Source organism: Trinickia soli, from assembly GCF_002879855.1.
In the GTDB taxonomy this organism is placed as follows: Bacteria; Pseudomonadota; Gammaproteobacteria; order Burkholderiales; family Burkholderiaceae; genus Trinickia; species Trinickia soli.
The window spans coordinates 109,058-135,055 of the sequence record NZ_PNYB01000017.1 but is presented as its reverse complement, the minus strand read 5'-3'; the positions used below and the strand labels follow the sequence as shown (position 1 = coordinate 135,055).

General features: G+C 60.4%; 23 protein-coding genes and 2 pseudogenes. 17 read left to right on the top strand and 8 right to left on the bottom strand.

Features of this window, described 5'->3' with window-relative positions; genetic code table 11:
- Positions 1–382 precede the first annotated feature (382 nt).
- Together C0Z19_RS19415 and C0Z19_RS19410 are read right to left on the bottom strand one after the other, a co-directional pair.
- A complete protein-coding gene (locus C0Z19_RS19415; protein ID WP_102611453.1) occupies positions 383–1,339 on the bottom strand; it encodes a DUF4435 domain-containing protein in 957 nt (318 codons plus the stop codon).
- 10 nt (positions 1,340–1,349) lie between these two features.
- On the bottom strand, positions 1,350–2,720 hold the full coding sequence (locus tag C0Z19_RS19410; protein WP_102611452.1) for an AAA family ATPase: 1,371 nt from the start codon (positions 2,718–2,720) through the stop codon (positions 1,350–1,352).
- Positions 2,721–3,520: 800 nt separating this feature from the next.
- Here C0Z19_RS19410 and C0Z19_RS19405 point away from each other — a divergent pair.
- The 4 genes from C0Z19_RS19405 to C0Z19_RS19390 all read left to right on the top strand — a co-directional run bounded on the left by C0Z19_RS19405 (position 3,521) and on the right by C0Z19_RS19390 (position 5,075).
- Positions 3,521–3,745 carry a YuaM family protein gene (locus C0Z19_RS19405; RefSeq protein ID WP_146012107.1) on the top strand — a complete coding sequence of 75 codons (225 nt, stop codon included), beginning with the start codon at positions 3,521–3,523 and terminating at the stop codon, positions 3,743–3,745.
- 277 nt (positions 3,746–4,022) lie between these two features.
- The gene (locus tag C0Z19_RS19400) at positions 4,023–4,352 is read left to right on the top strand and encodes a hypothetical protein (RefSeq protein ID WP_146012106.1); all 330 of its coding nucleotides are present in this window, start codon (positions 4,023–4,025) and stop codon (positions 4,350–4,352) included.
- A 109-nt stretch (positions 4,353–4,461) separates the two neighbouring features.
- A complete protein-coding gene (locus C0Z19_RS19395; RefSeq protein ID WP_102611449.1) occupies positions 4,462–4,698 on the top strand; it encodes a type II toxin-antitoxin system Phd/YefM family antitoxin in 237 nt (78 codons plus the stop codon).
- The gene (locus C0Z19_RS19390) at positions 4,698–5,075 is read left to right on the top strand and encodes a type II toxin-antitoxin system VapC family toxin (RefSeq protein ID WP_102611448.1); all 378 of its coding nucleotides are present in this window, start codon (positions 4,698–4,700) and stop codon (positions 5,073–5,075) included. Before C0Z19_RS19395 ends, C0Z19_RS19390 begins: the two co-directional genes overlap by 1 nt.
- 174 nt (positions 5,076–5,249) lie before the next feature.
- On the opposite strand, the pseudogene C0Z19_RS28040 reads toward C0Z19_RS19390, so the two are convergent.
- The 3 genes and pseudogenes from C0Z19_RS28040 to C0Z19_RS19380 all read right to left on the bottom strand — a co-directional run.
- Positions 5,250–5,336 (bottom strand): annotated as a pseudogene (locus C0Z19_RS28040) (transposase); the annotation flags it as partial.
- A 42-nt stretch (positions 5,337–5,378) separates the two neighbouring features.
- Positions 5,379–5,696 (bottom strand): MBL fold metallo-hydrolase, encoded by a 318-nt coding sequence (locus tag C0Z19_RS19385; RefSeq protein WP_332882220.1) that lies wholly within the window; start codon positions 5,694–5,696, stop codon positions 5,379–5,381.
- 169 nt (positions 5,697–5,865) lie between these two features.
- Positions 5,866–6,738, bottom strand: coding sequence for an alpha/beta fold hydrolase (locus tag C0Z19_RS19380; RefSeq protein ID WP_102611447.1), 873 nt, complete (start codon positions 6,736–6,738; stop codon positions 5,866–5,868).
- Between the two features lie 113 nt (positions 6,739–6,851).
- Between C0Z19_RS19380 and C0Z19_RS19375 the strand changes: the two genes are divergently transcribed.
- The 5 genes from C0Z19_RS19375 (at position 6,852) to C0Z19_RS19355 (ending at position 11,747) form a co-directional block, all read left to right on the top strand.
- Positions 6,852–7,769: a LysR family transcriptional regulator gene (locus C0Z19_RS19375; RefSeq protein WP_102611446.1), complete on the top strand. Its 918-nt coding sequence runs from the start codon at positions 6,852–6,854 to the stop codon at positions 7,767–7,769.
- Between the two features lie 169 nt (positions 7,770–7,938).
- Positions 7,939–9,066 carry an aminotransferase class V-fold PLP-dependent enzyme gene (locus tag C0Z19_RS19370; protein WP_102611445.1) on the top strand — a complete coding sequence of 376 codons (1,128 nt, stop codon included), beginning with the start codon at positions 7,939–7,941 and terminating at the stop codon, positions 9,064–9,066.
- 299 nt (positions 9,067–9,365) lie between these two features.
- Complete coding sequence (locus C0Z19_RS19365) at positions 9,366–10,019, top strand: DUF1326 domain-containing protein (protein ID WP_332882219.1); 654 nt, start codon at positions 9,366–9,368, stop codon at positions 10,017–10,019.
- Between the two features lie 85 nt (positions 10,020–10,104).
- Positions 10,105–10,812 carry a DUF2182 domain-containing protein gene (locus tag C0Z19_RS19360; protein ID WP_199180784.1) on the top strand — a complete coding sequence of 236 codons (708 nt, stop codon included), beginning with the start codon at positions 10,105–10,107 and terminating at the stop codon, positions 10,810–10,812.
- A 188-nt stretch (positions 10,813–11,000) separates the two neighbouring features.
- Positions 11,001–11,747 (top strand): glucose 1-dehydrogenase, encoded by a 747-nt coding sequence (locus C0Z19_RS19355; protein WP_102611444.1) that lies wholly within the window; start codon positions 11,001–11,003, stop codon positions 11,745–11,747.
- Positions 11,748–11,777: 30 nt separating this feature from the next.
- Here C0Z19_RS19355 and C0Z19_RS19350 read toward each other — a convergent pair whose 3' ends face one another.
- On the bottom strand, positions 11,778–12,827 hold the full coding sequence (locus tag C0Z19_RS19350; RefSeq protein ID WP_233196209.1) for a formylglycine-generating enzyme family protein: 1,050 nt from the start codon (positions 12,825–12,827) through the stop codon (positions 11,778–11,780).
- Positions 12,828–13,119: 292 nt separating this feature from the next.
- On the opposite strand from C0Z19_RS19350, the pseudogene C0Z19_RS19345 reads away from it, so the two are divergent.
- The 8 genes and pseudogenes from C0Z19_RS19345 to C0Z19_RS19315 all read left to right on the top strand — a co-directional run.
- Positions 13,120–13,539 (top strand): annotated as a pseudogene (locus tag C0Z19_RS19345) (DUF4399 domain-containing protein); the annotation flags it as partial.
- Positions 13,522–13,911, top strand: a complete 390-nt coding sequence (locus C0Z19_RS28495) for a DUF4399 domain-containing protein (RefSeq protein ID WP_175083982.1) — start codon at positions 13,522–13,524, stop codon at positions 13,909–13,911. The pseudogene C0Z19_RS19345 and the gene C0Z19_RS28495, both read left to right, overlap by 18 nt.
- Before the next feature lie 439 nt (positions 13,912–14,350).
- Positions 14,351–15,730: an efflux transporter outer membrane subunit gene (locus C0Z19_RS19340; protein WP_425330255.1), complete on the top strand. Its 1,380-nt coding sequence runs from the start codon at positions 14,351–14,353 to the stop codon at positions 15,728–15,730.
- A gap of 198 nt (positions 15,731–15,928) precedes the next feature.
- On the top strand, positions 15,929–17,857 hold the full coding sequence (locus C0Z19_RS19335; RefSeq protein ID WP_102611442.1) for an FHA domain-containing protein: 1,929 nt from the start codon (positions 15,929–15,931) through the stop codon (positions 17,855–17,857).
- A complete protein-coding gene (locus C0Z19_RS19330) occupies positions 17,854–19,236 on the top strand; it encodes a beta-barrel domain-containing protein (RefSeq protein WP_102611441.1) in 1,383 nt (460 codons plus the stop codon). Before C0Z19_RS19335 ends, C0Z19_RS19330 begins: the two co-directional genes overlap by 4 nt.
- A 61-nt stretch (positions 19,237–19,297) precedes the next feature.
- Positions 19,298–20,050, top strand: a complete 753-nt coding sequence (locus tag C0Z19_RS19325; RefSeq protein ID WP_102611440.1) for a peptidylprolyl isomerase — start codon at positions 19,298–19,300, stop codon at positions 20,048–20,050.
- A 23-nt stretch (positions 20,051–20,073) separates the two neighbouring features.
- Positions 20,074–23,148 carry a peptidase domain-containing ABC transporter gene (locus C0Z19_RS19320; RefSeq protein WP_102611439.1) on the top strand — a complete coding sequence of 1,025 codons (3,075 nt, stop codon included), beginning with the start codon at positions 20,074–20,076 and terminating at the stop codon, positions 23,146–23,148.
- 7 nt (positions 23,149–23,155) lie between these two features.
- The gene (locus tag C0Z19_RS19315) at positions 23,156–24,475 is read left to right on the top strand and encodes a sigma-54 interaction domain-containing protein (RefSeq protein ID WP_102611438.1); all 1,320 of its coding nucleotides are present in this window, start codon (positions 23,156–23,158) and stop codon (positions 24,473–24,475) included.
- A gap of 51 nt (positions 24,476–24,526) precedes the next feature.
- Here the strand turns inward: C0Z19_RS19315 and C0Z19_RS19310 are convergent, their stop codons facing one another.
- On the bottom strand, positions 24,527–25,303 hold the full coding sequence (locus C0Z19_RS19310; RefSeq protein ID WP_102611437.1) for a PP2C family protein-serine/threonine phosphatase: 777 nt from the start codon (positions 25,301–25,303) through the stop codon (positions 24,527–24,529).
- A 22-nt stretch (positions 25,304–25,325) separates the two neighbouring features.
- The gene (locus C0Z19_RS19305) at positions 25,326–25,610 is read right to left on the bottom strand and encodes a hypothetical protein (RefSeq protein ID WP_102611436.1); all 285 of its coding nucleotides are present in this window, start codon (positions 25,608–25,610) and stop codon (positions 25,326–25,328) included.
- Positions 25,611–25,998: the final 388 nt, after the last annotated feature.

Below are 25,998 nucleotides of genomic sequence, written 5' to 3'. Positions count from 1 at the left end.
CACGCTGGGTTCGATGAGCGGGATGTGGAAACGGGGTTAGGGCAAGGTTACTCGGGCACCGCCGGACGAAAGGGGCGGCAACAGACAAACCGAGCCTACCGCTACCGCGCCACATCTCGACTCTACCGCGTGCTGCCGGACGCGAGCTGTGCTGCATTGCGGCCGTTCTCCGCAGCTTCATCGGACCGATCGCGGCCACAACCTGCCGTTCAGTGAGCGCGAAAGCTTGCCGTTGGAACGGCAGTAATACTCCGGAACCCGACAGAGGAACTACGCACACAATTTGGCCATAGCCCGCAGTCGGCGATAGGTACCCGGAGGCCCTTAAAGCGGGCCACCGATGTTTGGCAGTGTACGAGTGGTTAGAGTACGGGGTTAATGATTAGCTGTGTGTAGCGACGTATGAAACGAAATTTTCCTCCAAGAAATGGCGTAGAGAATCCCAGCATCGGGCTTTTCCAGCCAGGACAGCCATTGAGTTTTTTGGACCTAGTGCCACTTTTATTTTAGGTGGTTCAGGATAAACGGGGCAATATTTAGTGATGTTCGAGTGGAACTCCAAGATAGATTTCGTAAAAAACCAAAAAATATATTTTCCACGGACGAACGATCGCGGCCCGTCTTGCTTTCGAAAATCCTCCAAGGCGGCGTCCAAAACTGTCTGTTCGTCGGGCCATTCCTTGACGCGACCGGAAGCATATTCAATGCGTGCGCGGTCTGAAAGGAACTCGGTTTTCAATTGAAGAACTCCATCGGAAAATCTGAACATCACCGACGGATCGATATTTTTCAGGCAGGGACTCCTGCCTCCTCTCATCCAGCAGATTATCTGTGACATAATTACAGAAAATGCTTCAGAAAACGTGTTGAAATTTCTATAGTAGGCGTGAGTTATAGTTTCTTCCTCGTCTGCTGAAATTTTATTGACGCCCATAACTTCACGAAGAGACCGGAGCAACGTTTGCTCGTTCGCAAGTTCGTTTTCTATCGAGTATTTGTCTGTAGCGTAAAGGTTGCCGTGTTCAGATGAAATCGCGCCTCCCAAAAAAGTTGAAAGGTCGCGATCCACGAAAAACCCAACTCTCTTCGGAGGAAAACGATTCCAATCAAAGGCTTTCAACGTTTCAATAACTCTGATTTTGCTGCCGGCCGAAATTGTCCGTACTGACCAACCTGCTGGCAACAAAGCGTCGATTATCCCTCGATAAAAGACCGGATCTTCGTCTCCTTCAATAATTGCGTAAACCTCCCTCCGGTCCTTTTTGTACCAAAGCAAGAATTCATGGTAGATCTCTTCCTCGGTCTCCGACGCCGCGTTATGTTCTTCTAGCATTCCCATACTGTATCTCTCAGTTTTTGGTGAACTCGCCCATCGAGTGAGCGTATGGTTTAAGTGCGTTCTTCTGATAGATAAACGGAGAGTGCGTAACTGCAATCAATCCCGAACAGAATGTCGCTTGCCAGATATCCAGCAAGAATCGGCGTTGCCAAGGTACAGAAAGAGACAGTTCCGGCTCGTCAATTAGTACGAGATAGTTGTTTACATCTGACAGATAGACATGACTGAAAAGTGAAACTATTTGTTTTTCACCTGAAGACAGCTCGCTCAAATCAATGTGATCGAGTCCGGCGCGCGGCTCTTTCGGAACGATCTCAAACGAGAAGGTGCTGCTATCGTATTTAAATCTCTTGTCCGTGATATACTGCGAACACAATTCGCAGAATTGCGCAATATTCTTTTCCTTCTCTTCAAGAGATTGCTGGAAGCGAAGAAGCTTAATAAAATAATGGTACACAATTTTCGCATGCTCATCCGGGCCGTTTTTTGATTGCGCGGAAGTAATGACGCTGTACAAATGCTCTCGATCTGACTGATTTAAAATTGTGTCGTGAACGCGATTAAGCACTGACCGGATAGTGTCTTCAGATGCATTGGTAATTTCACTAACGTCAGTGCGCTCATACTCGCGATTCACGACATCGCCGAGATAGCGCAACGTAAGGCTATTAAGATTTTCTCGAGCAAACTCCTTAAGGTTTGCGAGCGTTCGCTCGATGGCGTGTTCAACATCCTTCATGCCAAACTCGACAAGCTCAATATACGTTGATCCACTTTCTGCCTGTCGATGGCGAAGTCGCCCCTTTCTGATATCGTCTGTGTCAACGCCTTCGAAGATACTTCCGAGCTCGCGTTCGATGCGGCGATAAGTTGGAAGATATAAGATCTGCGCATCAATAGCTGAGCGAATTTTGAGCCGAAGTTCTTGCAACTCCTTGGCTGTACCTTTAGGCCGCCCTTCAAAAAGCTCCACTTGGCGCATCATGTCAGCGGAAGACAAATCGGCATGGCGGTAAAATCGCTGGACCTCATACATAGCTTCTTCCGGCGTTAACCCACGCTCCAAGGCATGCTCGTAGCGGCGACGTACGGGAGGAGGCATCGAAAACAGTGCGCGCCGATCGAATTTCGAAGTAGCCAATATGTCTTTCTTCGAGATTTTGAAATCGGTACCGCCAATGGTCAAAACCATATAATCAAAATTGAAGGCTGATAGTGCAATCCAACGACCCGCGAGCGCATTAAATACCATGCGAAGGAATGTTGTCTTTCCCGAACCATTTTCGCCTACAATAATTAACGTCCCATCAACGACTGGGGCATCGATCGTTGTCGCGCCGTGGAGACCGACGATTTGAACTCTCTCCAGTTTGTTTAGCATTTTTCCCCTTCAATGAATTTGTACGTGTAAGATATAGAATCCCGAGTTTTGCTCGAATAATAGCTTGTTGTGCCAGCCGACTCAAGGCAAGGTCCGCGCCGCGGTGATCCATGGGACATGATTATTGGCCTCCTATGCTGTTTTGTGCTTCTCGGCTGTTACGTAGCGCTCCCAAGGGCATGTGTTAGCCGCTGTTATCAGCGTCTTGCGACTGACGCGAACCTCAGCGCGCATGCGGTCTCGCTTTTTCAGTTCGAAATAGTACGACAGGCTCAGGGCGTACCGTCTGCAAATTCGTCTACCGTTATACGCGGCGCGTCTTTCTCGCGCGGCGGGACGGCTTGGCCACGACGAGCAAAAAAATCTGGGCTGCTTTACCGTCCGTCGGCGATAGCTGAATCGCTGCCGCCTAGAAGCTGGCTTGGATGACCGCACCACTTAGTTATCCGCCGTAGGGTTCCTGATAGCGTGACCGGCAGTTGCGGGTCGCGAATGGCCCGTCGCGGGCGTCCAGCAACGGCCGTTCGAGCCGGGTGTCACGGACCCGCGGCACCTGCGGCCCGCGGAGAAACGCAACCATCGTGATAGGTAAAGTTATCAGATGTAGCGATTCGTGTTTTTCGTTCGACCTTGTGATTCAGATGGGCGGCACCATCTCGCGGGTGCGCTGCGCGTCCGCCATGACGCGCGCATCTGTTCCATGAGCGAGGAGAAGCAATGCAGGGCACCATGCACATCCAGGACTTCATGAAGAAGCTCGCCGGCGCTGAGCCGTACCGGCCCGCGAACAGAGTATGCACATGCAGCGCTACCGGAAGCTGTCGGTGCTCGCGCTCGCCCTCGCCCTGGGCGCAGCGGCCCTGGTGTTGTTGATAGTCACGGCCTACTCCTACCGCCTGGCGTCCTGGCCGCCCTTGCGGCTGGTGGGAGCGGTGCTCGCCCTCTTCACGATATTGCTGTCCTTGGCGTCGATGCTGATCGAGCCTTGCGCGATGCTCTGTATCTTGTGTCGTTGGAAGACGTGACAGAGCCGGCCGGCGCGTTGGAGCGGTGAGGGGGCGATCGATACGGCGATGAGCGTAGGGATCAACGTGTTTCACTGCCTGATCGCCGCGACCGGCCGGGCGATAGGATTTTCCGAGGATCACAGGAAAGACGGGCGTCTCCCGTTACGCGCCGAGATCGGATTCAATGGCAAGGAGCGCGACCCCCAACTGGGTAGCTCGATATATCACGCACTCGCTCGATGCCTACCTCGCTTCGCGGTTAGCGCGCGGGCACGGCACCAGGACGAGGCCGCAGGTGTACCGTGGCCTCGACAACGACGGCCCGCTGTTTCTTGCGGCGGCTGCCACGCCCTTCCTTTTCACGCGGCGGCACACGTCCACCGGCAAGATCAGCTACTCGTGTGAGGGCCTGACAGCCATCTACCGCCATTTGCATCATCAAGCCGGAATCGAGAATGGCTCAGCGAGTGGGGCGAGGCGCACGTTTGCGGTAAATCTCCGCAGGAGCGGTGTCGATCTGGATACCATCCGTGGCTTGCGCGGCTTGATCTCCCCGTCGGCAGTAAAGCGCATCGTAGACAGCGATCCGGCGCGCCTCGGCGCAATTGTCGCGCGCGTCATCTGAGCGCCCAACGGGCTCAAGTGGCCGCACGCCATTGCCGATGGACCGGTGGCTGAATGTTGACCAACGGACAACTATGGACTAATATGGGCTTAGTCCACTAGGAGCGGTTATGCGGACGGTCAATATTCACGAGGCGAAAACCCAGTTTTCGCGGCTGGTCGATGCCGCAGCGGGCGGCGAGGAAATCATCATCGCGAAGGCAGGCAAACCGGCCGCCCGCCTGGTGCCGATGGAACGTGTGAAGGTCACGCGCCGGTTCGGTGGCCTCAAGGGCAAGATCCGCATCGCGGATGACTTCGATGCCCCGCTGCCCGATGATGTGGTCGCAGCATTCGAGGGTCGTTGATGCGCCTGCTTCTCGACACACACGTTTACCTATGGTCGGTCATGGATGACCGCAAGCTGACTAAAGCGGCGCGCAAGCTGATCCTTGAAGCTGACGAAGTCTATGTAAGCAGCGCGAGCATCTGGGAGGCTTCGATCAAGGTCGGTCTCGGCAAACTGGACGCCGATGTCGATTTGCTTGTCTCGGAGATTCAAGCAAGCGGTTTCGTTGAACTGCCGGTGCGGGCCGTTCACGGTGCGCTGGTTCGCAATCTGCCCGACATTCACCGTGACCCGTTTGACCGGCTTCTGGTCGCACAGGCGATGTCGGAGCCGTTGCGGTTGGTGACTTCGGACGGCCATCTGTCGAAGTACACCGATCTCGTTATCGCTGTGTAGGTAAAGGATTTACGGATGTCACAGACTTATGGAAGCCAAGCCTTCGGCTCGGTGTATGACGTTGTCGTGCCGACGATAATGGCTGTCGCGTTCATCTCTTTGGCGTGCGAGCACGACGCATGACAGCGGAAGAACGCGCGAAGACGCCGCTCATCGTGGCAACTGGGAGGCTTGCTTCCTGCACAGTTCCTTGACCGGCATACCGGCCTCGGCTTCCTTCAGAAACCCGGTGATTTGCTGTTCCGAAAAGCGCTTCTTCATGTTCGTCTTCTTCTCCGAAAAGGAACTTTACTAGACTCCGGATTAATGGGCGACGCAGTACGTCATTTCCTTGCGCCGCTCGTAGTAGTCCAGATCTCCCACATGGGCGAGGATCGGTGCGCCCGTGAGTTCACGCAGTCGGGCCGCCGATCCGGCATGGTCCGTATGGGCATGCGTGATGACAATCAAGGTGACATCGCGAAAACCGCGACCATTCTCTTTCAAGGCGCGCTCGATCTTCCCCTCGGACCCCGGCGTGCCGGTGTCGACGAGGACGCAGCCCGTTTCACCGATGACCAGGTGGCAATGGACCATGCCAAATGGCAGGACCGGGACCGTAATGATTGACGGGGTATTCAAGATGTTTTTCCTTTGCAGCTGTTGATGGCGCCGCGCCTGGCAGCATTCCCGGTTCAACCCGGGCGGATTCGAGACGCGTAGCCTCCATCGATCGTCGCGGCCCTTTTCCTCGCCCCCCGCGTCGGGCTACTGAATTCCACGTGCGGCTGGCCATCGGGTAGCGTCACGTTCAGAGTCGAGTCTGGCCATCGAAATCGACCGCGTTCAACGCAGCGTCAAAAGCAATTGCGACTTGGTCGGGTGCGGTGCATACGGCGGACTTGTCTTCGATAGCTGCGACGAAATGCGCAATGACCCGCGCCACCTCCGCCGGCGCTTCGAGCGGCGACAGGTGTCCGGTTCCAGGCAGGATGTGCATCGCGGCCTGCGGAATTCGGGGCAGTAGTTCGGCCTGCAGCGTGGCGACGCGATCCACCTGATCTAGCTCTCCGGCGATGACCAGTGTCGGGGCGTCAATCGACGCCACCGCGGCGGTAATGTCTTCGCCCATAGCCACGTTCGGCCACGCCGCCTTTGCTTGCGGCGCGGCCTTAAGACTGTCCTCTATGATTTGCTCGCGGCAGTCGGCGTCCAGCGGCTTCGCGGTCAGCACCCGGTCGATGACGAATTCGACTGATTCGCGCGACAGATACGCAGCAGCCAATGTCGCGCGTTGCTCGTCGGAGATAAGCATCGGCGATGGCGGCGACGGTGCAACGAGCACAAGGCCTTCGAGCCCGCGCGGCCGACGCGATGCGATGAGTTGCGCGACCTTGCCGCCCATCGAGTGACCGACGAGAACGTAGCGCTGCAATCCCAGCGTTTCGATGACGCCCTCGGCATCGGCAGCAAGATCAGCGATACGGTAGCCATCTGCAGGTGCTTCGGAATCGCCCCAGCCTCGATGATCGATGGCAACGATGCGATACCGGTCGGACAACTTGTTTGCCACCCGGTCCCAGGTTCGCGACGAGCCGCCGTAGTAATGCAGGAACACGAGCGCCAAATCCCCGCTGCCCCGCTGCTTGATGTGAATCCGCGTGCCGTTCGTTTCGATTTCCATTGCGGTGCCCCCTTCTTCATGAGTCGTGTCGATATTAGATCCTTGTCTTGTATTTGATAATTGCGGCGTCAGTAGCGACAGTCGATAATGGCGCTATCGAATTGGGAGGCGCAATGGATCGACTGACGAGTCTCGGGGTGTTCGTCGCCGCAGTGGAGGAAGGCAGCTTTGCTGCCGCGGCGCGGCGGTTCGGGCTATCGGCGGCGATGGCCGGCAAGCACGTGAGCGCAATTGAGTCCGAACTGAACGCGCGGTTGCTCCAACGAACCACGCGCCGCCTGAGTTTGACCGATGCTGGCCAGACTTACTATGAGCGCTGCAAGCAGATCCTCGAAGCGTTCGACGACGCGAACCGGGAAGCGAGCGATGCGCAGGGTACGGCGCGCGGCGTTCTGCGCGTCGCGGCGCCCGTCACGTTCGGCGCGATGCATTTGGGCGAAGTTCTTGCCCGCTATGTAGAGGACCATCCGCAAGTGAACGTGGAAGTGCTTCTCGGAGACCGCTATGTCGACCTCATCGAAGCGGGTGTTGACATTGCGATCCGGATCGGCCGGCTGCAGGATCCAGCACTCGTTACACGCCGGCTTGCGCCGTGTCGAATGGTCGTGTGCGCCTCACCCGCGTACCTTGAGCGGCATGGGACGCCACGCAAGCCTGGCGACTTGCTGCGGGCGCCACGACTCGCCTTCAGTGAGGCCGTGTCGTCCGGTGACTGGACCTTGTTCGATGCGAGAAACCGCGCGCATATCATCGACGGACCTTGCCGGATCGCCGCCAACAACACGCAAATGCTTCTCGCCGCCGCGCTCGCCGGCGCCGGCATCGCGTACGGTCCGACCTTCGTGTTCGGCGAGCACCTGCGTCGGGGCGGACTTGTGTCGCTGCTGCCGGCCTACCGTGCCACTGAGTTAGCGATCCAGGCGGTTTATCCGAGCGCGCGACGCATACCGCTTAAAGTGCGCCGCTTTGTCGATTACCTCACTGAAGCGTTTGGCGATGAACCCCCTTGGGATCGAATGGCGAAGCTTTGAAAGAGCGGCGGATGGTCATGTGTCACCGGCGTGGATCAGTACGGTTATGGGCGCGATTGAGCGGACGCTTGAGTGCGAGGGGCAGGTTGCCGTCCGTCACCCGACCCGAGCCGCCTGCGAGAAAGTGAGAGATACTGCGGGTATTGTTAATGGCTTACCGGAGGCGAGCGTGCCGGGTTTACTTCCCAATGTCGACCGCGAGGGGCTCCTCGAATATTCAGTGGTTTACACCGACCGCTCCGTCAACCACATGTCGCAACGCTTCCAAGGTGTCATGCGCGACATATCCGCCGCACTGAAAAGGGTCTACAACGCGAAGTCGGTCGTCGTGGTCCCGGGCAGTGGCACCTTTGGCATGGAAGCCGTTGCCCGGCAGTTTGCGACGGGCAAGAAGTGCCTGGTCATTCGCAATGGCTGGTTCAGCTTCCGTTGGTCGCAGATCTTCGAGATGGGAGGCATTCCTTCGGAATCGATCGTCATGAAGGCGCGCCCCGTCGAGCAAGGAAGGCAGGCCGCCTATGCGCCCGCGCCGATCGACGAAGTGGTAGCGGCGATCAAGGAGAAGAAGCCGGATCTGGTCTTCGCGCCGCATGTCGAAACCGCCTCCGGCATGATGCTGCCCGATACCTATTTGCGCGCGGTTGCGGACGCCGCGCATGCTGTGGGCGGCATGTTCGTTCTGGACTGCATCGCCTCCGGCACGGTCTGGGTCGACATGCAAGCCACGGGCGTCGATGTATTGATCAGTGCGCCGCAAAAAGGCTGGAGCGCTTCGCCTTGCTGCGCACTCGTCATGCTGAGCCCGCTTGCCCGCGAAAGAATCGAGGCGACGACCAGCACGAGCTTCGCCTGCGATCTGCGCAAATGGCTGCAGATCATGGAGGCCTATGAGAACGGCGGACACGCTTATCACGCGACGATGCCTACGGACAGCCTCACGACCCTTCGCGACGTGATCAAGGAAACCGAGGCATACGGCTTCGACAAGGTGCGAGCGGAGCAGCTCGAACTCGGCCAGCGCATTCGTTCGCTCCTGGTCGCCAAAGGGTTCAAGAGTGTGGCTGCGCAAGGCTATCAGGCGCCGGGCGTCGTAGTCAGCTACACCGACGACGACGGCATACGATCCGGCAAGAAATTTGCCGATGTCGGCTTGCAGGTTGCGGCCGGCGTTCCGTTGCAATGCGACGAGCCTGAAGACTTCAAGACGTTCCGCATCGGATTGTTCGGGCTCGATAAGCTGCATGACGTCGAAGGCGCGGTCGCTCGGTTTGCCGACGCATTGGGCCGCATTCTCTGACGGCGCACGTCGCGCATGGGACGTGCGCTCTTTGGCATTCGACCTCCCGCCCGGAGTCGCCGTCAATCGAAGTGCGGCAATAGACACGCCCTCGCTATATCGTTGACGAGCGCGTCAGACCCGAATGGTACGAAGATTGATTTGAGGGCGAGGCGCTCCATCCTTACCCCTCGTATCACCCTATTTGACGGATACACGCTCCACACCGCCGGCCATTTCGACCTAGACTTGATTTGATTCGCTCGCCCGGCAGGGCGATGCCGAATCGCTACTCACGCGCGGCAATGCGCCATGTCTGAATGCCACAGGCGCTCACACTTGCCCGCGTCCGCATGAAGGAGGTCAATGCCATGGCCGAGAGCTGGAAGGTTGCCGGTACGTATTTCGAGAGCTGTAACTGCTACGCCCCATGCACTTGCGTTTGTCTCGGCCCGCCGTCGGACGGAGACTGCGCCGTGCTGATCGGTTGGCACATCGATGAAGGCGAGTTCGCCGGCTTGAAGCTGGACGGTCTCAACATCGCGCTTTTTGCCTATTCGCCAGGACACATGCTGCAAAACCCGTGGAAGGTGGCCCTCTATCTCGACGAACGCGGGACACCGGAACAGCAGCAGGCGTTAGGTAAAATCTTTTCCGGTCAAGTCGGCGGTCCGCTATCCGCGCTGGGGCCGATGATCGGCGAAGTGATGGGCGTCAAGCCCGCCGCGATCGACTACCAACTCGACGGCAAGCGTCGCAGCCTTCGAATACCCAATGTGGCCGATATGGAAATCGAAGCGTTGGCCGGCCAGGATGGCGGCGACGTGACCATCAGCAATCATCCGTTCACCCCGGTGCCGGGCGTCGCGGCGACGATCGCGAAATCGACGCGCTTCCGCTTCACGGACCACGGTTTCTCTCGGGAAATATCTGACCGGAACGGCTTCTATTCTGCATTCGCATACCATGCTTGAGTCCCGTTTTGCGGGCTCGTTCGCAATGCGGCGGCTGCCGGTGCGGGACGGCGTAATCGTCCTGTCGGGGCTTTCGTCCGCCGCGATGCTGGCGTGGGCCTATCTGTTGTACATGAGTTGGGGCATGGCGCACATGGAGGCCGGCGCGGCCATGGCTATCATGCCCCGCATGACCGGTTGGCATGCCATCGATTTGCTGCTGGTGATGGCGATGTGGGCCACGATGATGGCCGCCATGATGCTACCGTCAATCGTGCCGATGGTGCTGTGCTTTGCGTTCGTGAGCCGCAACCGATTTGCACAGCGAGCGCCGTACCTTCCCACGAGCGTATTCGTTCTCGGATATCTGGCGGTATGGGCGGCATTCAGCTTGTTTGCGACCCTCGCACAGTGGGGCCTGCTTGAAGCGCGTCTGGTTACACCGATGATGGTGAGCGCAACGCCATGGCTTGCGGGAACGCTCCTGGTCATCGCGGGGCTCTTTCAATTGACACCGTTAAAGCACGCGTGCCTTGGCAAGTGTGCGTCTCCGCTCGGCTTTATTCTGACCGAATGGCGCGATGGCGCACTCGGTGCCTGGATCATGGGTTGCCGCCATGGGGCCTATTGCGTCGGCTGTTGTTGGCTGCTCATGGCATTGTTATTCGTGTTCGGCGTCATGAATGTGCTCTGGATTGCCGCTCTGTCGATCTGGATAATGTTCGAAAAAATGCGCCCGCAGGCGCGATGGCTCCCCTGGGCCGAGGCAGTGCTGCTGGTCGGCTGGGGTGTCGTGGTGGCAACAACCGGGTGACGGCGCGCTCTGAGCGGTAATCGAACGAACCGCCATTGTTCGCGGAATCCCGCCAGTCAATTCGCGCCAAGCCGCTTTATCGCAACTGTGCCGACTTCTATATTTCGCGTGGTTGCCGGTCGATCGCCTGACGAGCAGGTGCGACGCCGGTTCCGGTCAATGGCGCAGTTAACGCGAGGGTGAACATAATGGGCAAGCTTGCAGGCAAGGTGGCCGTGGTAACGGGCGCCTCGAAAGGTATCGGCGCGGCTATCGCAAAGGCACTGGCTGCCGAAGGGGCTTCTGTCGTCGTCAATTACGCCAGCAGCAAGGCGGGTGCGGAGGCCGTCGTGTCCGCGATTGCAGCCGCCGGCGGCAACGCCGTTGCGGTGGGTGGCGACGTGTCGAAGGCCTCCGACGCACAAGGGATCGTCGACGCAGCAATCAAAACGTACGGCCGCCTCGATATCCTCGTCAACAATTCGGGTGTGTACGAATTCGCACCGATCGCAGACATCACCGAAGCGCATTACCGCAAGCAGTTCGATACGAACGTGCTCGGCCTTTTGCTCACCACGCAGGCCGCAGCGAAGCATCTCGGCGAAGGCGCGAGCATCATCAACGTCAGCTCGGTCGTGACGACCATTACACCGCCAGAGAGCGCCGTGTATAGCGGGACGAAAGGCGCTGTCGATGCGATCACGGGCGTGCTTGCACGCGAACTCGGGCCGAGAAAAATTCGCGTCAACGCTATCAACCCCGGCATGGTAGTGACCGAGGGTTCGCAAAGCGCCGGCGTGATCGGCTCCGACTTCGAAACCCAGGTGGTCAGTCAGACGCCGCTCGGCCGAGTAGGGCAGCCGGACGATATTGCTTCGGCCGTGGTGTTCCTCGCATCGGACGACGCACGGTGGCTCACAGGCGAGCACATCGTCGCGAGTGGCGGACTGCGGTAACAGCCGAAATGTGACGTGCTCGTGTGGCGCTCAAGGCATGTCGCGCGCCACGCGAAATCCGTTCGCCGTATAACGGACGCTTTGGTCGTATTTGAAGCGCGTCGAAGTCAGCATGTAGCCTTGACCGTCAAGCCAGGAGCCGCCTCGAATGACGCGCGATTGGCAGTACGCATCCTCCCACGATCGTCCGTCCGTCGGCGCGCCCTTGTACGAGCTGTGCCAGCAGTCGCTGACCCATTCCCACACGCCGCCAGCCATGTCGTAAAGACCGAACGGGTTCGGTGCGAACGACCCGACGTTATCGGGTCCCTCGGCACGCCACGGCGGCCCGCAATCCTTGCAGTTGACCTTGCCTTTCATCATGTCGTCGCCCCACCAGTAGCGTGTCGTCGTGCCGCCGCGCGCTGCGTATTCCCACTCGGCCTCGGTGGGTAGCCGGTAGCGCTTGCCGCTCGCCTTCGTCAACCACTTCACGTACTGCGCTGCGTCGTCCCAACTGACGTTGTGGATAGGCGCGTTCGGCCCGGGGTCCGATGTGTCCGGCACACGCTGGCACGCGCCGGCGGCAACGCATGCATTCCATTGCCCAACGGTCACCGGGTATTTTCCAAGTGCGTATGCGGTGGCGATCCTAACGGGATGCGCGGGCTTTTCCGATGGATCGTCTTTGTTGTTGCCCATCGTGAAGCTGCCCGGCGTAATCGCGATCAACGTTGGACAGGCGGCGCAATCCTGGATCTCGTGGACCGCGGACGACGAACGTATGGGTGGCGACGCACCCGGCTTCGGTGCAGGTGCAGGTGCAGGTGCAGGTGCAGGCTGGGCAGCGGGCGCCACCGCATGCGCGGCGGGCGCGGTGGCCGACGCTGGCATCGACGCCGGCGGCACCGGTGTTCGCGCGGGCGCGGCTGGCGTTCCCGAGGCGCCGGTACGCAACTGCGCGATGCGCGCTTTCGCCAACGGCACGAAGCGGCCGTTCGGGTAGGCCTTCAGATAGGCCTCGTAGTCGCCGGCATTGCGGCTGTCTTTGATCGAATCCCAGAACGTCAGCTCGTACTGCTCTTGAGTGTTCTGAGGCAACAAGCCCGCAGAAACCCGCCCGGGCCACCCGGTCCACCCGGTCCATATGGCAACGATGAACACGGTTAGGCAGAAAGGAATCAGTCTTCGCCGCATGGACCGTCTCCGCGATGTCCTGGCAAGCGGGCGCATTCGCCGCTAAACGAACCTTAGTGTTTGCTCGATATATCGCCCGTAGTCTGTGCGCAAACACGCGGTGTCGCTACGCGCCTTCAAGCGAGGATGTGGCCAATCGCCAGCGCATGGCGATTCGGTCGGCCGCAATTCGCTCGGATAGACAGGGAGAATGACCATGCGTCGAAGAACGGTGCTCATCGCTTGCGGCGCTGTCGCGCTCATGCCGCGACTTTCGTTTGCCGGCCCGACGCAATCGCGGCCCGGCGCCGAGGAGTACATCATCTGGCCGCATGACGGGGCCGTCATCAAAGGTGGATTCTGGATACGCATGGGCCTGCGCAATATGGGTTTGTCCCCGAAGGGCGTCGACAAGCCCAACGTCGGGCATCACCATCTCATCATCGACGCGGACCTGCCGCCGATGGACCAGCCCATTCCTTCCGACAGAAACCATTTGCATTTCGGCGCCGGCGAATCCGAGGCACGTATCGAGTTGCCGCCAGGCAAGCACACGCTTCAACTGCTCTTGGGGGATAACAACCACGTCCCGCATAACCCGCCTGTTTACTCGAAGAAGATCACGGTAACCGTGAAAGGTGGCGGCGGCGACACACCGGCCGATCGTAAAGCCGTTGCATACATCGGCTGGCCGAACGATGGCGAGGTCTTGCCGGCCGGCAGGCCTTTTCGGATCTGGTTCGGGCTTCGCAATATGGGCGTCGCGCCTTCCGGCGTGCGCTATCCGAATACGGGCCATCACCATCTCTTGATCGACACGGACCTGCCGCCGATGAACGAGAAGATTCCATCGGACAGAAACCATCTTCACTTCGGCGGCGGCGAGACCGAGACCACGCTCGAGCTGGCGCCCGGCAAGCACACGCTGCAGTTGTTGCTGGGCGATGCCGATCACATTCCGCAGAACCCGCCCGTCTATTCGAAGAAGATCACGGTCTACGTCAAGTAGAGCGGTGTCGGGCCGGCGCCAACAGCTCACGTTCGAGCTGTTGGTCCCAGGCCTTCATCTGTCCGCGTGCAGCGTGCACCGGCCAGCTCCGCCGCAGCGTTCCGATTCCCGCCAACACCAATGTCCATCGGCCTGTGCCCGCCGCGGGCCAGCGCGTTCGTTGCGACTGGCATAAGGCATGCAGCATGTGATGCGGATCGCGCAACACATGCCTCTGCTTGCCGGCCGATTCCGCGACGCTACGACCGCACCCGCGCCCTCTCTTTGCCGATCCAACGCTTCGATTAGCCACTGCGCCGCGCTTGCTCACTCTTGACTGGAGCTGATCGTGAAAACCTCATCACGTCCCGCTAATGCGTCGATTTCTCGCAACAGCGCGCGCGCGCGATCCATCAGCGCTGCGTCGGCGATACTCCTTGCAATCGCGCTCTCCGGTTGCATGGATTTGAAGACTCCGGCTTACCAGCGCCCCGGCACGCCCGAGAAAACCACATGGGCGCACGCACAGCAAGCGGTGTCCGCTTCCGACACCGTCGACCCGCAGTGGTGGCACGCATTCGACGACACCTATCTCGACGCGCTCATCGACAAGGCGATTGCGGGCAACATCGACATCAAGGTGCTTGCCGCGCGCATACACGCGGCGGGCGCGGCGATCGGCGAGGTGCGCGCGGGTGCGCTGCCGAGCTTGAACACGGGCGCAGGCGCGGACTTCGAGAAGAGCACGCATCAGCGGCTGACGAAGACCTACGATCTCGGCACCCAGGTCAACTGGGACATCGATATCTGGGGGAAGGTCGAAAAAGGCGTGCAAGCACAGCAGGCCGAATACCACGCATCCGAAGCCGATTGGCGAGCGGGCTATCTGACGCTCGTCGCGAATGTATCGAGCACCTATTTTCAGATTCTTCAGTTCGACGACCAGATCGACGAAGAGCAAAAGACACTGGATAAGAACCAACGGATTCTCGCCATCGATCAATCGATGCTCGCTCACGGCGCGTTGCCGGAAACCCAGGTGCTGCGCCAGAAGGCCGAGGTCAATGGCGTCGCTAACGAACTCATCGAGTTGCACCGGCTGCGCGATGTCGCGGAAAACGCGCTCGCGACGCTCGTCGGCGTGCCCGCCGGCGACTTCAAGGTACCGGTCGGCCACTTGCGCGAGCGCGTCAAGCTGCCGGACGTGCCGATGGGCTTGCCGGCACAACTGCTCGCGCGCAGGCCTGACGTCGTCGCCGCGCAATATCGCGTGCTTGAATCTTATGACGAGATCGGCGCCGCCAAGCTCGCGCAGTTGCCGAGTCTGAGTCTCACCGGTCGCGGAGGCACGGCTGCCTTCGCGCTGAGCGATCTATTCAAGGCGTTTACGTTCAGCTTCTTGCCGAGCATCAATCTTCCGATGTTCGATCCGAGCGTCAAAGCGCACATCAAGACGACCGAGGCGCAAAGCGAAGTGGCCGAGCAGCAGTATCGGCAAACGGTGTTCGCGGCTTTCGAAGAGGTCGAAACCGCGCTCGTGAATCTGACTGCACACAAGAAGCAACGGATCGAACTCGAGCAGCAGAACGAACATCTGCGCGTGGTGGCCGCACAAATCGAAGCGCAACTGAAGGAGGGGGTGGTGTCGCAACTCGAAGTGCTCGAATCCGAGCGGTCGCTCGCTTCGGCCGAACTCGCGTTGGTCGCCAACCATCAGCAGATCCTCGCCGATACGGTCACGCTCTATAAAGCGATCGGTGGCGGCTGGCCTGGCGTAGTCGTCGAAAACGCGCGCAACGCTGCGACCGACGATGCCGCCGCGCGCACGAGATTCGAATGAACAATGGGCGCGCTCGGTCGGTGTCAAGCCTTTCGTCGTGCAGAAACGCGACGGCTGCTTGTCTCGCCGGCGGTTGGCGCCGATTGACTGCCGTCCCACGTCGCCTACACTTTTTCTCACGTTCCCCGCTTTGCGACCGCCGCTTCTCGACGAACCCAAAGATTCGGGCGGCCCGACGCTCTCTGCAGGTGTCGAACCATGGCTTCTGACGATGTCCCGCTTGCCGAAACGGAGATGCCGCTCACAGGGCGCTTAGACGTCGTGCTGAAGCCGGTGTCGCATGCCGAACTCGGGGACATTCGCATTCGCACCAATCTGTTCGCGATCGGCCGTGCCGAGCCGCCGTTCGCGCAGGCACGCGCCGAAGTGGTTGCCGAACTTTCGCGCCGGCACGCGAAGATATTCGTCGAACGCGGGGCAGCGTACATAGCCGATCTTGGCAGCAAGAATGGCACGACGATCAATGGCGTCGAGGTGCGGGAAAAACCCAGTCTGCTGCATGAAGGCGATGAGATTCGCTTCGCCGGGGTGCTCGCCTATCGTGTCGGCTTTGCATCGTGCGCGCAGAGCGGATCGCCGGGCGATGCCGGTTCGATCGTGCTGACGCTGATCCCAGAGCGCAGCGATCTGGGCCTCGAGCCCATCGTCGTAACGCGCTTTCCGTTCCTTGTCAGTAAGGCAGACGAAACGTTCGCGCGATATCGCGACGCCTATCCGCACCAGGTCAACTACGTATCGAGGCGTCACGCGCACGTGTTCGTCGAGCATGATGAGGCTTTTGTCGAGGATCTCGGCAGCACGAACGGCACCTTCGTCGATGGCGTTCGTCTCGAAGAACGCGCGGTGACGCTTCATGACGGCGCGCGGCTCGCGTTCGGCGGAAACCACTTCGTCTATCGCGTGAGCATCGAGCGCGACAGCGCCGCCGATCGAACCGTGACGAAGCTGTTTCCGCCGGTGGCGGCCGGCGAGCAAGCGGGCAATCAAGCGCCGGCGCTTCCGAATGCCGATGCTGCGCCGCTCGAAGAGACGGACAGAACGACATTCATCGCTGCACCGCACTCGTTCCTCGATATCTTCTGTGTCGACCCCATGCGTGAACAGGAGGATGAAGTCAACCGTGAGACCGTGCCAACGAGAGAGACGCCGTCACGAGAAGCGCAGCGCCCGCGCGGGAAAGTGGCGACGTTCTGCGACGAACTGGGCATTGCTATCGGAAGCGGCGGAACGTCGAGCGCTTCGGATAGGCGACGTGTCCGCCACTTCGTGGTCATCGCGGTGGCGGTTCTATGCACGTTTGTAGCGGCGTACGCTTTTCGATCGAACCCGCAGCGCGACATCGACGCGCTCATGGCGCACGGCAATTTTGCAGCGGCCGCGCAACTGGCCGACGGCTATCTCGCGCAGCATCCGGACGATGCCGCCGTTAAAACGCCGGGCGCGGAAGCATTGATCAAAGCGATGGTGCCGCGCTGGCTCGCAGCGATCGACGCGCACGCGTTCGATCGAGCCCAAGCGGTCGCCGGGCAAATGAAGCAGTTGGCGCGCCACAACAGCGACGCCGCGCCGCTCGTGGGCGAAATCGGTTGGATTGGCGAGCTCGAAGCCTATTGGGAGAGGCGTGGCGGCGCCGATGCGCCGATTGCAATCTATCGGGACGAGCCCATCATCAAGTCGCTCATCGCACGCTGGAGCGGCGACCCGGACCGGCATCAACGCAGGCTCGACCAGATCACGTCGTACGTGCCCGCATTCGGCGAACGCTATGCGGACTCGCTTAGCCATCTGCGTCAATTGGAGAGCGACGATTCAGTGTATGTGGCGGCTCTGGAACGTCTGAAGAATGCGATCGCCGCGGCACTCGATCGGGCGCACCCGGAACGGCTCGACGCGCTGCCGGCGCTGCTCGATGACTACGCTTCGCGCTATCCGCGATTGGCAGCGGGCCTCGCACCCGTGCGCAACGATGTGAGCCGGTACCGTGAAATCCTGGGCGATGTGCGAGGCGGTAACGCGCAGGCCGCAACCGACGCGCTGAACTCGGCCCGTTTCTTCACCCCCCCATTCCAGGCGCACGGCCGTGAGTTGAAAGAACTTGTCGCGGCGACACAAAGGAGCGGAAAGTGAGCACCGGTCGCGAGCCGCCACCGCTTGCGCCGCTCGCCCAAGCGCTCGAAGATCACGGCGCGGAGGGTATTGCGATTCTGGCCGAAGAGCCGCGGCGCCTCGTCGAGGCTGCCGTGCTCGCTGTCTCGGCGCTCATCGTCACGGCGTTCGCCTGGTCGTTCTTTGGTCACGCCGATGTGCTCGTCACGGCGGGCGGCGCGCTTGCACCCGAGTCGGAAGTGCGGCGCATTTATGCCCCCGTCGACGGCGAGCTGGCCGACATCTACATCGCCGAAGGGCAGCCGGTGAAGAAGGACGACGTGATTGGCCGCATCAACGCGCGCGGCGCGATCGAAGCGGCGAAGAATGCGCTCGATGCGCGCCTGAAGCTCGAAGATGCCGAGCGCGAATGGCGGCAGTTTCCGGATAAGAAGGCGTTGATGCAGCGACAGGCCGACGCGTTGAAGGCGCAGATCGACGTCGAGGAGCATCTGCACGCGATACGCGTCGCCGAGGGAACCAGCACGCTTGCCCAGTCGCAGAAGGCGCAACTCGACGCTGCGCGCAGCAACCTCGCGAACGCCGTGCAGGCGCGCGATCTGGCGCGGTCGGAGGCTGACAAATTCGCGCGGCTGTTTGCCTTGCCCGGAGGCGGCGGCGTGTCGCAAACCCAGGTCGCGGAAAAAAAGAGCGCACTCCAACAAGCGGACAACAACGTTCGCATTGCCCAGGCGCAACTCGCGCAATTGGAGGCGCAATCGAGCCATGACTTCGCGCAGGCGAAAGCGCAGCTCGAAGGCAGCGCGGAGACGCTGACCAAGCTGCGTATCGAGTACGACGCGACGCTGCGCGAGATCGCGAACACGGAAGACAAGCTGCGCCTGCAGGTACAAACCGCACGCTTGACGGCCGATGCCGCCGCGCGCATCCGGTTCGAGAACATCGATAAGGACAACTTCCTGCTCGTGCTTGCGCCCGTGTCCGGTGTTGTCACCGACGTGACGACCACGCAGCGTGGCGACAAGATTCAGGCCAATGCTCCGCTGGGCGGCATCGCACCCGAGAACGCCCGCCCTGTGGTGAAAATCGAAATCGCCGAGCAGGATCGAGCGTTTTTGCGCGAAGGCCAACGCGTCAAGCTGAAGTTCAATGCGTTCCCGTATCAGCGCTACGGCGCCATCGACGGAACGCTCGAGTACATCTCGCCGGCCACGAAGGCGTCGGTGCTGACCAAGCAGCCGGTCTACGAAGGCCGCGTAACGCTGGCGCGCACCGACTACCTCATCGGCGGCGTGAAATATCCGCTTCGATATGGAATGACGGCGACTGCGGAAATCGTGGTGCGCGAGCGTCGCCTGATCGACTTTGCGTTGGACCCCTTCCGGCAGATAGCCGGGTGAGGCGACGCGCAATCAGATGGTTTGAAATGCTTCCAAATGCCTAAAGGAAAGGGAGACCGAGATGGCGTCAATCGTGCGAATCGATGATGAAGTCGTCGACACCGACGACTTCATTCGCGTACTGAAGCTCAATGGGCAATTCGAAGGTCTTGTCGAACAGCAGGTGCGCGATCGGCTCACGGTCATCGCCGCGAAAAAGCTTGGCATGCGCGTCTCGACCGAGGAGATTCAAGCGCGGGCGGACCAGTTCCGCCGCGTGCGCGGCCTGCACCGCGCGGCAGACATGAACCGCTTTCTCGATGTCTTCGGCGTGAGCCTCGACGAATTCGAAGCCTACGTGACCGACACGCTCTATCAGGAAAAGATGCTGGCAGAAATCACCAATGACGACGCCGTGCAAGCCTATTTCAAGCTCAACTCGCCGAAGTTCGATTGCGTGGAGGTGAGTCACATCGTGCTCGCGGAGGAAGGGCAGGCGAGGGAGGTGATGTCGATTCTCGCCGACGATCCCGACAGCTTCGCCGAGATGGCGCGCGAGCATTCGATTGCCGATACGCGCGAGCGTGGCGGTGTGATCGGAAAGGTGCTGCGCGGATCGCTGAAGTCGGAAATCGAAGCGAAGATTTTCAATGCGAAGGCAGGCGATTTGATCGGCCCGTTCGCTGCGCCTGATGGTTCGTTCTACGAAATATTTTCGGTTACGGCGAAATGCCCGGCGACGCTCGATGCGGAGGTGGCGTCGGAGGTGCGGCGCATTCTGCGTGAGGAGTGGCTCGCCGCGCGTGCGCAGGAACATATCATCGAAGCGCGCTGAGCGGCGCGCGCCAGGAAAACACCATGGATGCGCAAGCACCGGCGCCGGCCGACGTTCAATCATTGGTTGACTTTCTTTCCACGGTCGAGCCGTTGTCGCTCTTTACGCGCGAGGAGCTCGAACGGCTCGCAAGCGCTGCCGAGCGGCATTCGTTCGGTTTCGGCGAAACGATATGCCGTAGCGGGGAGCGCAGCGAGGGGCTCTTCGTGGTACGCGTGGGCAGCGTGCGCCTGTTTACGGAAGAGAGCGGTAAGGAGACCAGTCTCGGCGTGCGAAAGGCCGGTGAGGCGTTTTCGGAAATAGCGATGTTGCGCGAGCACTGGAGCGAGGCGTCTGTCCGGGCATCGTCGAAAGCGGAGCTGATCTTCATCCCCCGTGCGGCAATCGAGAGCGAGCTCGCCGGCAACGAAGCGGCGCGCGCGTTCGTGACGAGCTACGTGGCGATCCGATCGGCCGGGGGCTTCGTGGCGAGGCTCTTCGACTTGCGCGGCAGGCTTACACCTGCCGAACTCGAGGAATACGTCTCCAGCGTGGGCGTGAAGCGGGTCGCAGCCGGCAAAGAGATACTGAAGCAAGGCACGCGTACGGATATGCGGCTTTATGTCGTGCGCCACGGGGAGGTGCGCGTGACATATCGCGCAGACGGCGATGAGTTCGCGCTCGCCACGTTGGGAGCCGGTGCGATCTTCGGCGAGCGCGCCTGCGTGCTGCGGCACGAACAGCAGGCGACCGTCACCGCCGTGACCGAAGTGCGTCTGCTCGTGATCCCCGAGAAGACATTGCATTTCATGCTTGCGCGCAATCCGAAACTGCGCGAAGTGCTCGAAGAGCGCATCCGCTTCATGGATCGCGAGTTGCAGCGGCACAAGCTGCTCGCCGAGCGGCGCAAGCGCCCCGTCACGCTCGATCTCGGTGCACGCGACGAGATCGGTGCCAAGCTCGTCAAGCGGTTCGCACTCGTCGAGCAAGCCGAGGAAATGGATTGCGGCGCGGCGTGCCTTGCGATGATTTGCCGCCACCACGGCATTCCGATGACGCTCGGTAAGCTGCGTGATCTGGCCAATGTCACGGCAGAGGGCGCGACGCTCGATAGCCTCGCCCGCGCCGGCGAATCGCTCGGTTTTACGGCGCGCGGCGTGCAATGTACGTTCGATGCAATGCTCGATTTCGAATTGCCGTTCATCGTGCATTGGGAGGGTTATCACTACGTCGTCGTCTACGGCATGTCGAAGCGTTGGGTGCGCATCGCCGACCCGGCGCTCGGCTTTCGCAAGCTCAGCGTCGAGGAATTCGAGCGCGGTTGGAGTGGCACCTGTCTGCTGCTGGCGGCGGCCGATGCCAATCTGCAGAAAGATGCGATGCGCTCACCTTGGCTACGTTTCGTCGGTTATCTGAAGCCGTACAAAAAGATTCTCGGGTACGTGGTGTTGGCCACCTTCGTGATTCAATTACTCGGCATCGTGCCGCCGCTTATCATTCAAAATATTTTGGATGGCGTTGTCGTTCATCAGAACGTGAGCCTGCTCAACCTTTTGATCGTCGGCCTCGTCATCTCCAATTTGTTTACTCAACTGATGACGACAATCCGCGCGTATCTGGCCAATTTTCTGGTGCGCGGGCTCGACTTCTCGATGATGTCGCAGTTCTTCAAGCACACGATGTCGCTGCCGCTTGGCTTCTTTGCGAAGCGAAAAACCGGCGATATCTTCGCCCGTTTCCAGGAGAACCAGACGATCCGTGCGTTTCTGACGGAATCGACGGTGACGACGGGGCTCAACGTGCTCATGATCGTCATCTACTTTACGGTCATGTTTCTTTACAACGTGAAGCTGACCCTGCTGCTGATCGCGTTCGTCGTGCCGATCCTGGCGTTGACGGCGATCTCGACGCCGCGGATCAAACGCTTGGCGCGCGACGTATTCGCCTCTTCGACGGAGGCGAAGTCGTTCCTGATGGAGACGCTGGGCGGCATCGAGACCGTGAAGGGCATGGGCATCGAACGGCCCGTGCGGCTTAAATGGGAGCGCAAGTATGCAAAAGCGCTCGACGTGCAGTACCGCGCGCAATCGTTTCATATCATCGTTGCGTTCGGCAGTCAGGTGCTCAATGCGGCCACGACGATCGTGATCCTGTGGGCCGGTGCAAGGCTCGTGCTGGCGCAGGAGCTGTCCATTGGACAGTTGATCGCGTTCAACGCATTCATGGGCAGCGTCCTTGCGCCGTTGATGGGCCTCGTCGGCCTGTGGAGCCTCATGAACGATGCGGCGGTGGCGATGGAACGCCTTGGCGATGTGCTCGACATCGAACCTGAGCAAAAGGCGGCCGACGCGGCCGCCCGTGTGCTGCTGCCCGATCTGCAGGGGGACATCCGGTTCGCCGGGGTGTACTTTCGCTACGGCGGCAGCGAAACGCCTTATGTCCTTGAAAATATCAGCTTCGACATCAAACCCGGCGAGATGGTCGCGATCGTCGGCAGAAGCGGCTCGGGGAAGACGACGCTCGCCAAGCTTCTGGTCGGCTTCTATCCGCCGACCGATGGCAAGATCGTGGTCGACGGCGACGACATGAGCGTCGTCGATCAGGCTTACTACCGCGCGCAAATCGGCTATGTGATGCAGACGAACCTCGTCTTCTCGGGCACGATCGCCGAGAACATCGCCTGCGGCGATACGAGCCCGGACCGGCGCCGAATGGAGGAAGTCGCCAAGATGGCCGATGCCCACGCCTTCATCAGCAAAATGCCACTCGGTTATGAGCAGATCGTCGGCGAGCGCGGCGTCGGCCTTTCCGGCGGGCAGATCCAGCGGCTGTGCATCGCGCGAGCTCTCTATCACGATCCGCGCCTGATCGTGTTCGACGAAGCGACGTCATCGCTCGACACCCAATCGGAAAGCAACATTCTCGCGAACATGCAGGAGATCCTGAAGGGGCGCACGGCCGTCATCATCGCGCATCGGCTCAGCACGATCATGCGTGCCGACAAGATTCTCGTGCTCTACGATGGCGCGATCGTCGAGGAAGGTCGCCACGAGGAGCTCGTCGCGCGCAAAGGGATGTACTACGAACTCGTGCAGAAGCAGTTGAGCACGCAAAGTTGAGTTCGCCATGAAACTCTTCGACCCACTCGGACCAGGCAGTACGACCGTCTCTTATGCGGGCCTGCTCGAGAAGATCGAGATCGTCCGCTCGACGCTGCGTTGGGCGCCGAAGCTGGAGCGAGCGGAGATCGAAAAACTGCTCAATCAGGCCAATACGTTGCGCGACGAGGTCATGCAGCTCTCACGGAAGGAGCGCTTCATCGAAGCCGCCGCGCTCGAACCGCAAGCGCCCGATGCGGCCGATCTCACCGCAGGCCAACGCAGGCAGGCGCTGATCGACCGCAGCTTCGTTTTCGAGGGCACCTTCGGCGACAATCCGAAACTGCTCGCGGCGCTCGAAGTGGCCGAGAAGGCCGCGCCCACCGATCTGCCCGTGCTGATCGACGGCGAGAGCGGCACGGGCAAGGAGTTGATGGCGAAGGTGATCCACGCGAACGGCTCGCGCGCCGACAAGCCGTATATTTCGGTGAACTGCGGTGCGATTCCCGACAATCTGCTCGAATCCGAATTGTTCGGGCACAGGAAGGGCGCATTTACAGGGGCGTCGAGCGATCGCAAGGGGAAGTTCGAAAGTGCGCATACAGGGACGATTTTTCTCGATGAGATCGGCGAATTGCCGCTGACCGGCCAGGTGAAGTTATTGCGCGTGCTCGAAGCGCACGAGATCCAGCGTGTGGGATCGGACGAAACCATTGCCGTCGATACGCGCATCGTGGCCGCCACCAATCGCAATCTGCGTCAGATGAGCGAACAGGGGCATTTTCGCGAGGACTTGTTTTATCGGTTGAGCGTCATACACGTGTCGCTACCGGCACTGCGCGAGCGGCGCGATGAAATTCCACTGCTGTTTTCGTATTTCGGCGACGAGGCGGCCGAAGCACTCAGGAGACGGCCCGTCAAGATGACGCCGAAGCTGCGCGAGTTTTTGCTCAGCTACGGCTATCCCGGCAACATTCGCGAGCTGCGCAACCTCATCTACCGTCTATCGTGTCTCGCCGGCGATGTCGCCGACGTCGATCATCTGCCGGAAGATATTCGACCGCAGCGCGACATGCCAACGTTGGTCGAAGCATTCGGTGCGCAAAGCACGGCGGGCTTGTCAGCGGTGCCGAACTCGTTGGCCGAAGCGAAGCGCGCCGCCAGCGATGAAGCCGAACGGGCATTTCTCGAACGGGGGCTGCAGGAAACGGGCGGCACTGTGGCCGAGCTTGCACGCCGGTGCGACATGAATCGCTCGCATCTGCAAATGCTGCTCAAGAAGCACGGCATTCACTCGAAGGATTTTCGTCGCCGCGCACAAGACGGGGCGCTTCGCGAAAAAAGCTGAGCGATCGATCGGGCTCGCAAGTCCGCAAGTCCAAAATCCCCCGACGCCCGTTCAGAGCGTGAGCGACGGATTGAAGAGCGTCCGGTCGTCGGCGCTGGGATCGCTCGCGCGCAGGACGACGACCGACACGTTGTCGCGTGCGCCCCGACTCAGCGCGAGGTCGATCAGGACGCGCGCGGCTTCGTCGCAATCGCCGGCCGCCTGCGTCAGCGCGAGCGCGATGCTCGCATCGTCGACTTCATTCGTCAGTCCGTCGCTGCAAATCAGGAGGAGATCGCCGTCGCCAACGTCGATGCGCGTTTCGTCGATCTCCAGCCAGGGTGCGGCGCCCACCGCGCGCGTAATCAAGTGATGCGCCGGATGTTGGCGGGCTTCTTCCGCGCTCAGATACCCCTGTTCCCTTAACACCTCAACCTGCGTATGGTCGTGCGTGATCTGGCGCAGCCGCGCGTCGCGGTACAGATAGACGCGGCTGTCGCCGGCCCACAGCAGCGCGCAACGGCGGTCGCTTGCCAGACAGGCTGCGACCGTGGACCCGATGGTGCGCACATGACGTAACGCGGCTTCTTCGCGCAGACGGCGGTTGACCGTTTGCAGCGCGGCCCGGGCCGCGGCGACACGTGGAGCGAGGCCGGAACGCGCGTCGAGCGACGCGAGCGCGTCTACGATCATGCGGCTGGCGAAGTCTCCGGCATCGTGGCCGCCCATGCCGTCGGCGACGGCCCAGATGCCCTGTTGCGGCACGTCGAGGCAGGCGTCTTCGTTGACGGTGCGCACGCGGCCGACATCGCTGGCGGCAGCCGAGGACCAGGAGAGCGGGGTTGCCATGAGCCGTCCGTCCTCAACGCGATCAACCGAGGCCGTTCTTGCCGTTTTCGCCGGCGACGACGGTGAGATTGGAGTTCGCCCCGCCATTGGCGACGTTGATCGATTGGAATTGATTGACCATCTGATTCGCGACGAATGTGTTGTTCGTCTCGTACAGGTTGATGACGGCACCCATGCTCTGGACGGGCGGAGCAAACGGCTGGATCCAGCCGAACACCCACGGCGCGCCGGCACCGGAGATCGAGCACATCGATTGGCGCGGCATGTCGCGCGTCATGCGTAGATCGACGATCGTAATGGCGGTCATGAGATGTCTCCTTCAATGAGCAGTAACGGTGGTGTGCGCCTCGCGGCCCACTGAACAAGGCAAAGCCCATGCCATGAGCGTGCGGCGTTCGTCCGCGCGATGCATCCGGGCACGTGCCATCTGCGTAAACCTCGTCAAGCAAGGCACGCGAAGGATCGGCTCATGGGCTGCCCCGCGGTCCACTTGATTCAGAGCTCGCACTGGTGCTTCGGCGCCGACACAAGCACCGCTCGCGTGTCTGTGCCAGCCCAACGATTTGGCCTCCATCGTTCGACGTTATCCGCGCAGACCCTTGTGGCTCCAGGCCGCAGGGAAGCTGGCATGGACGGTGCAGAGTAATCGGCACGAGGCAAACCGATATGACAGGTGGTTTGCCGGACATAGCCAG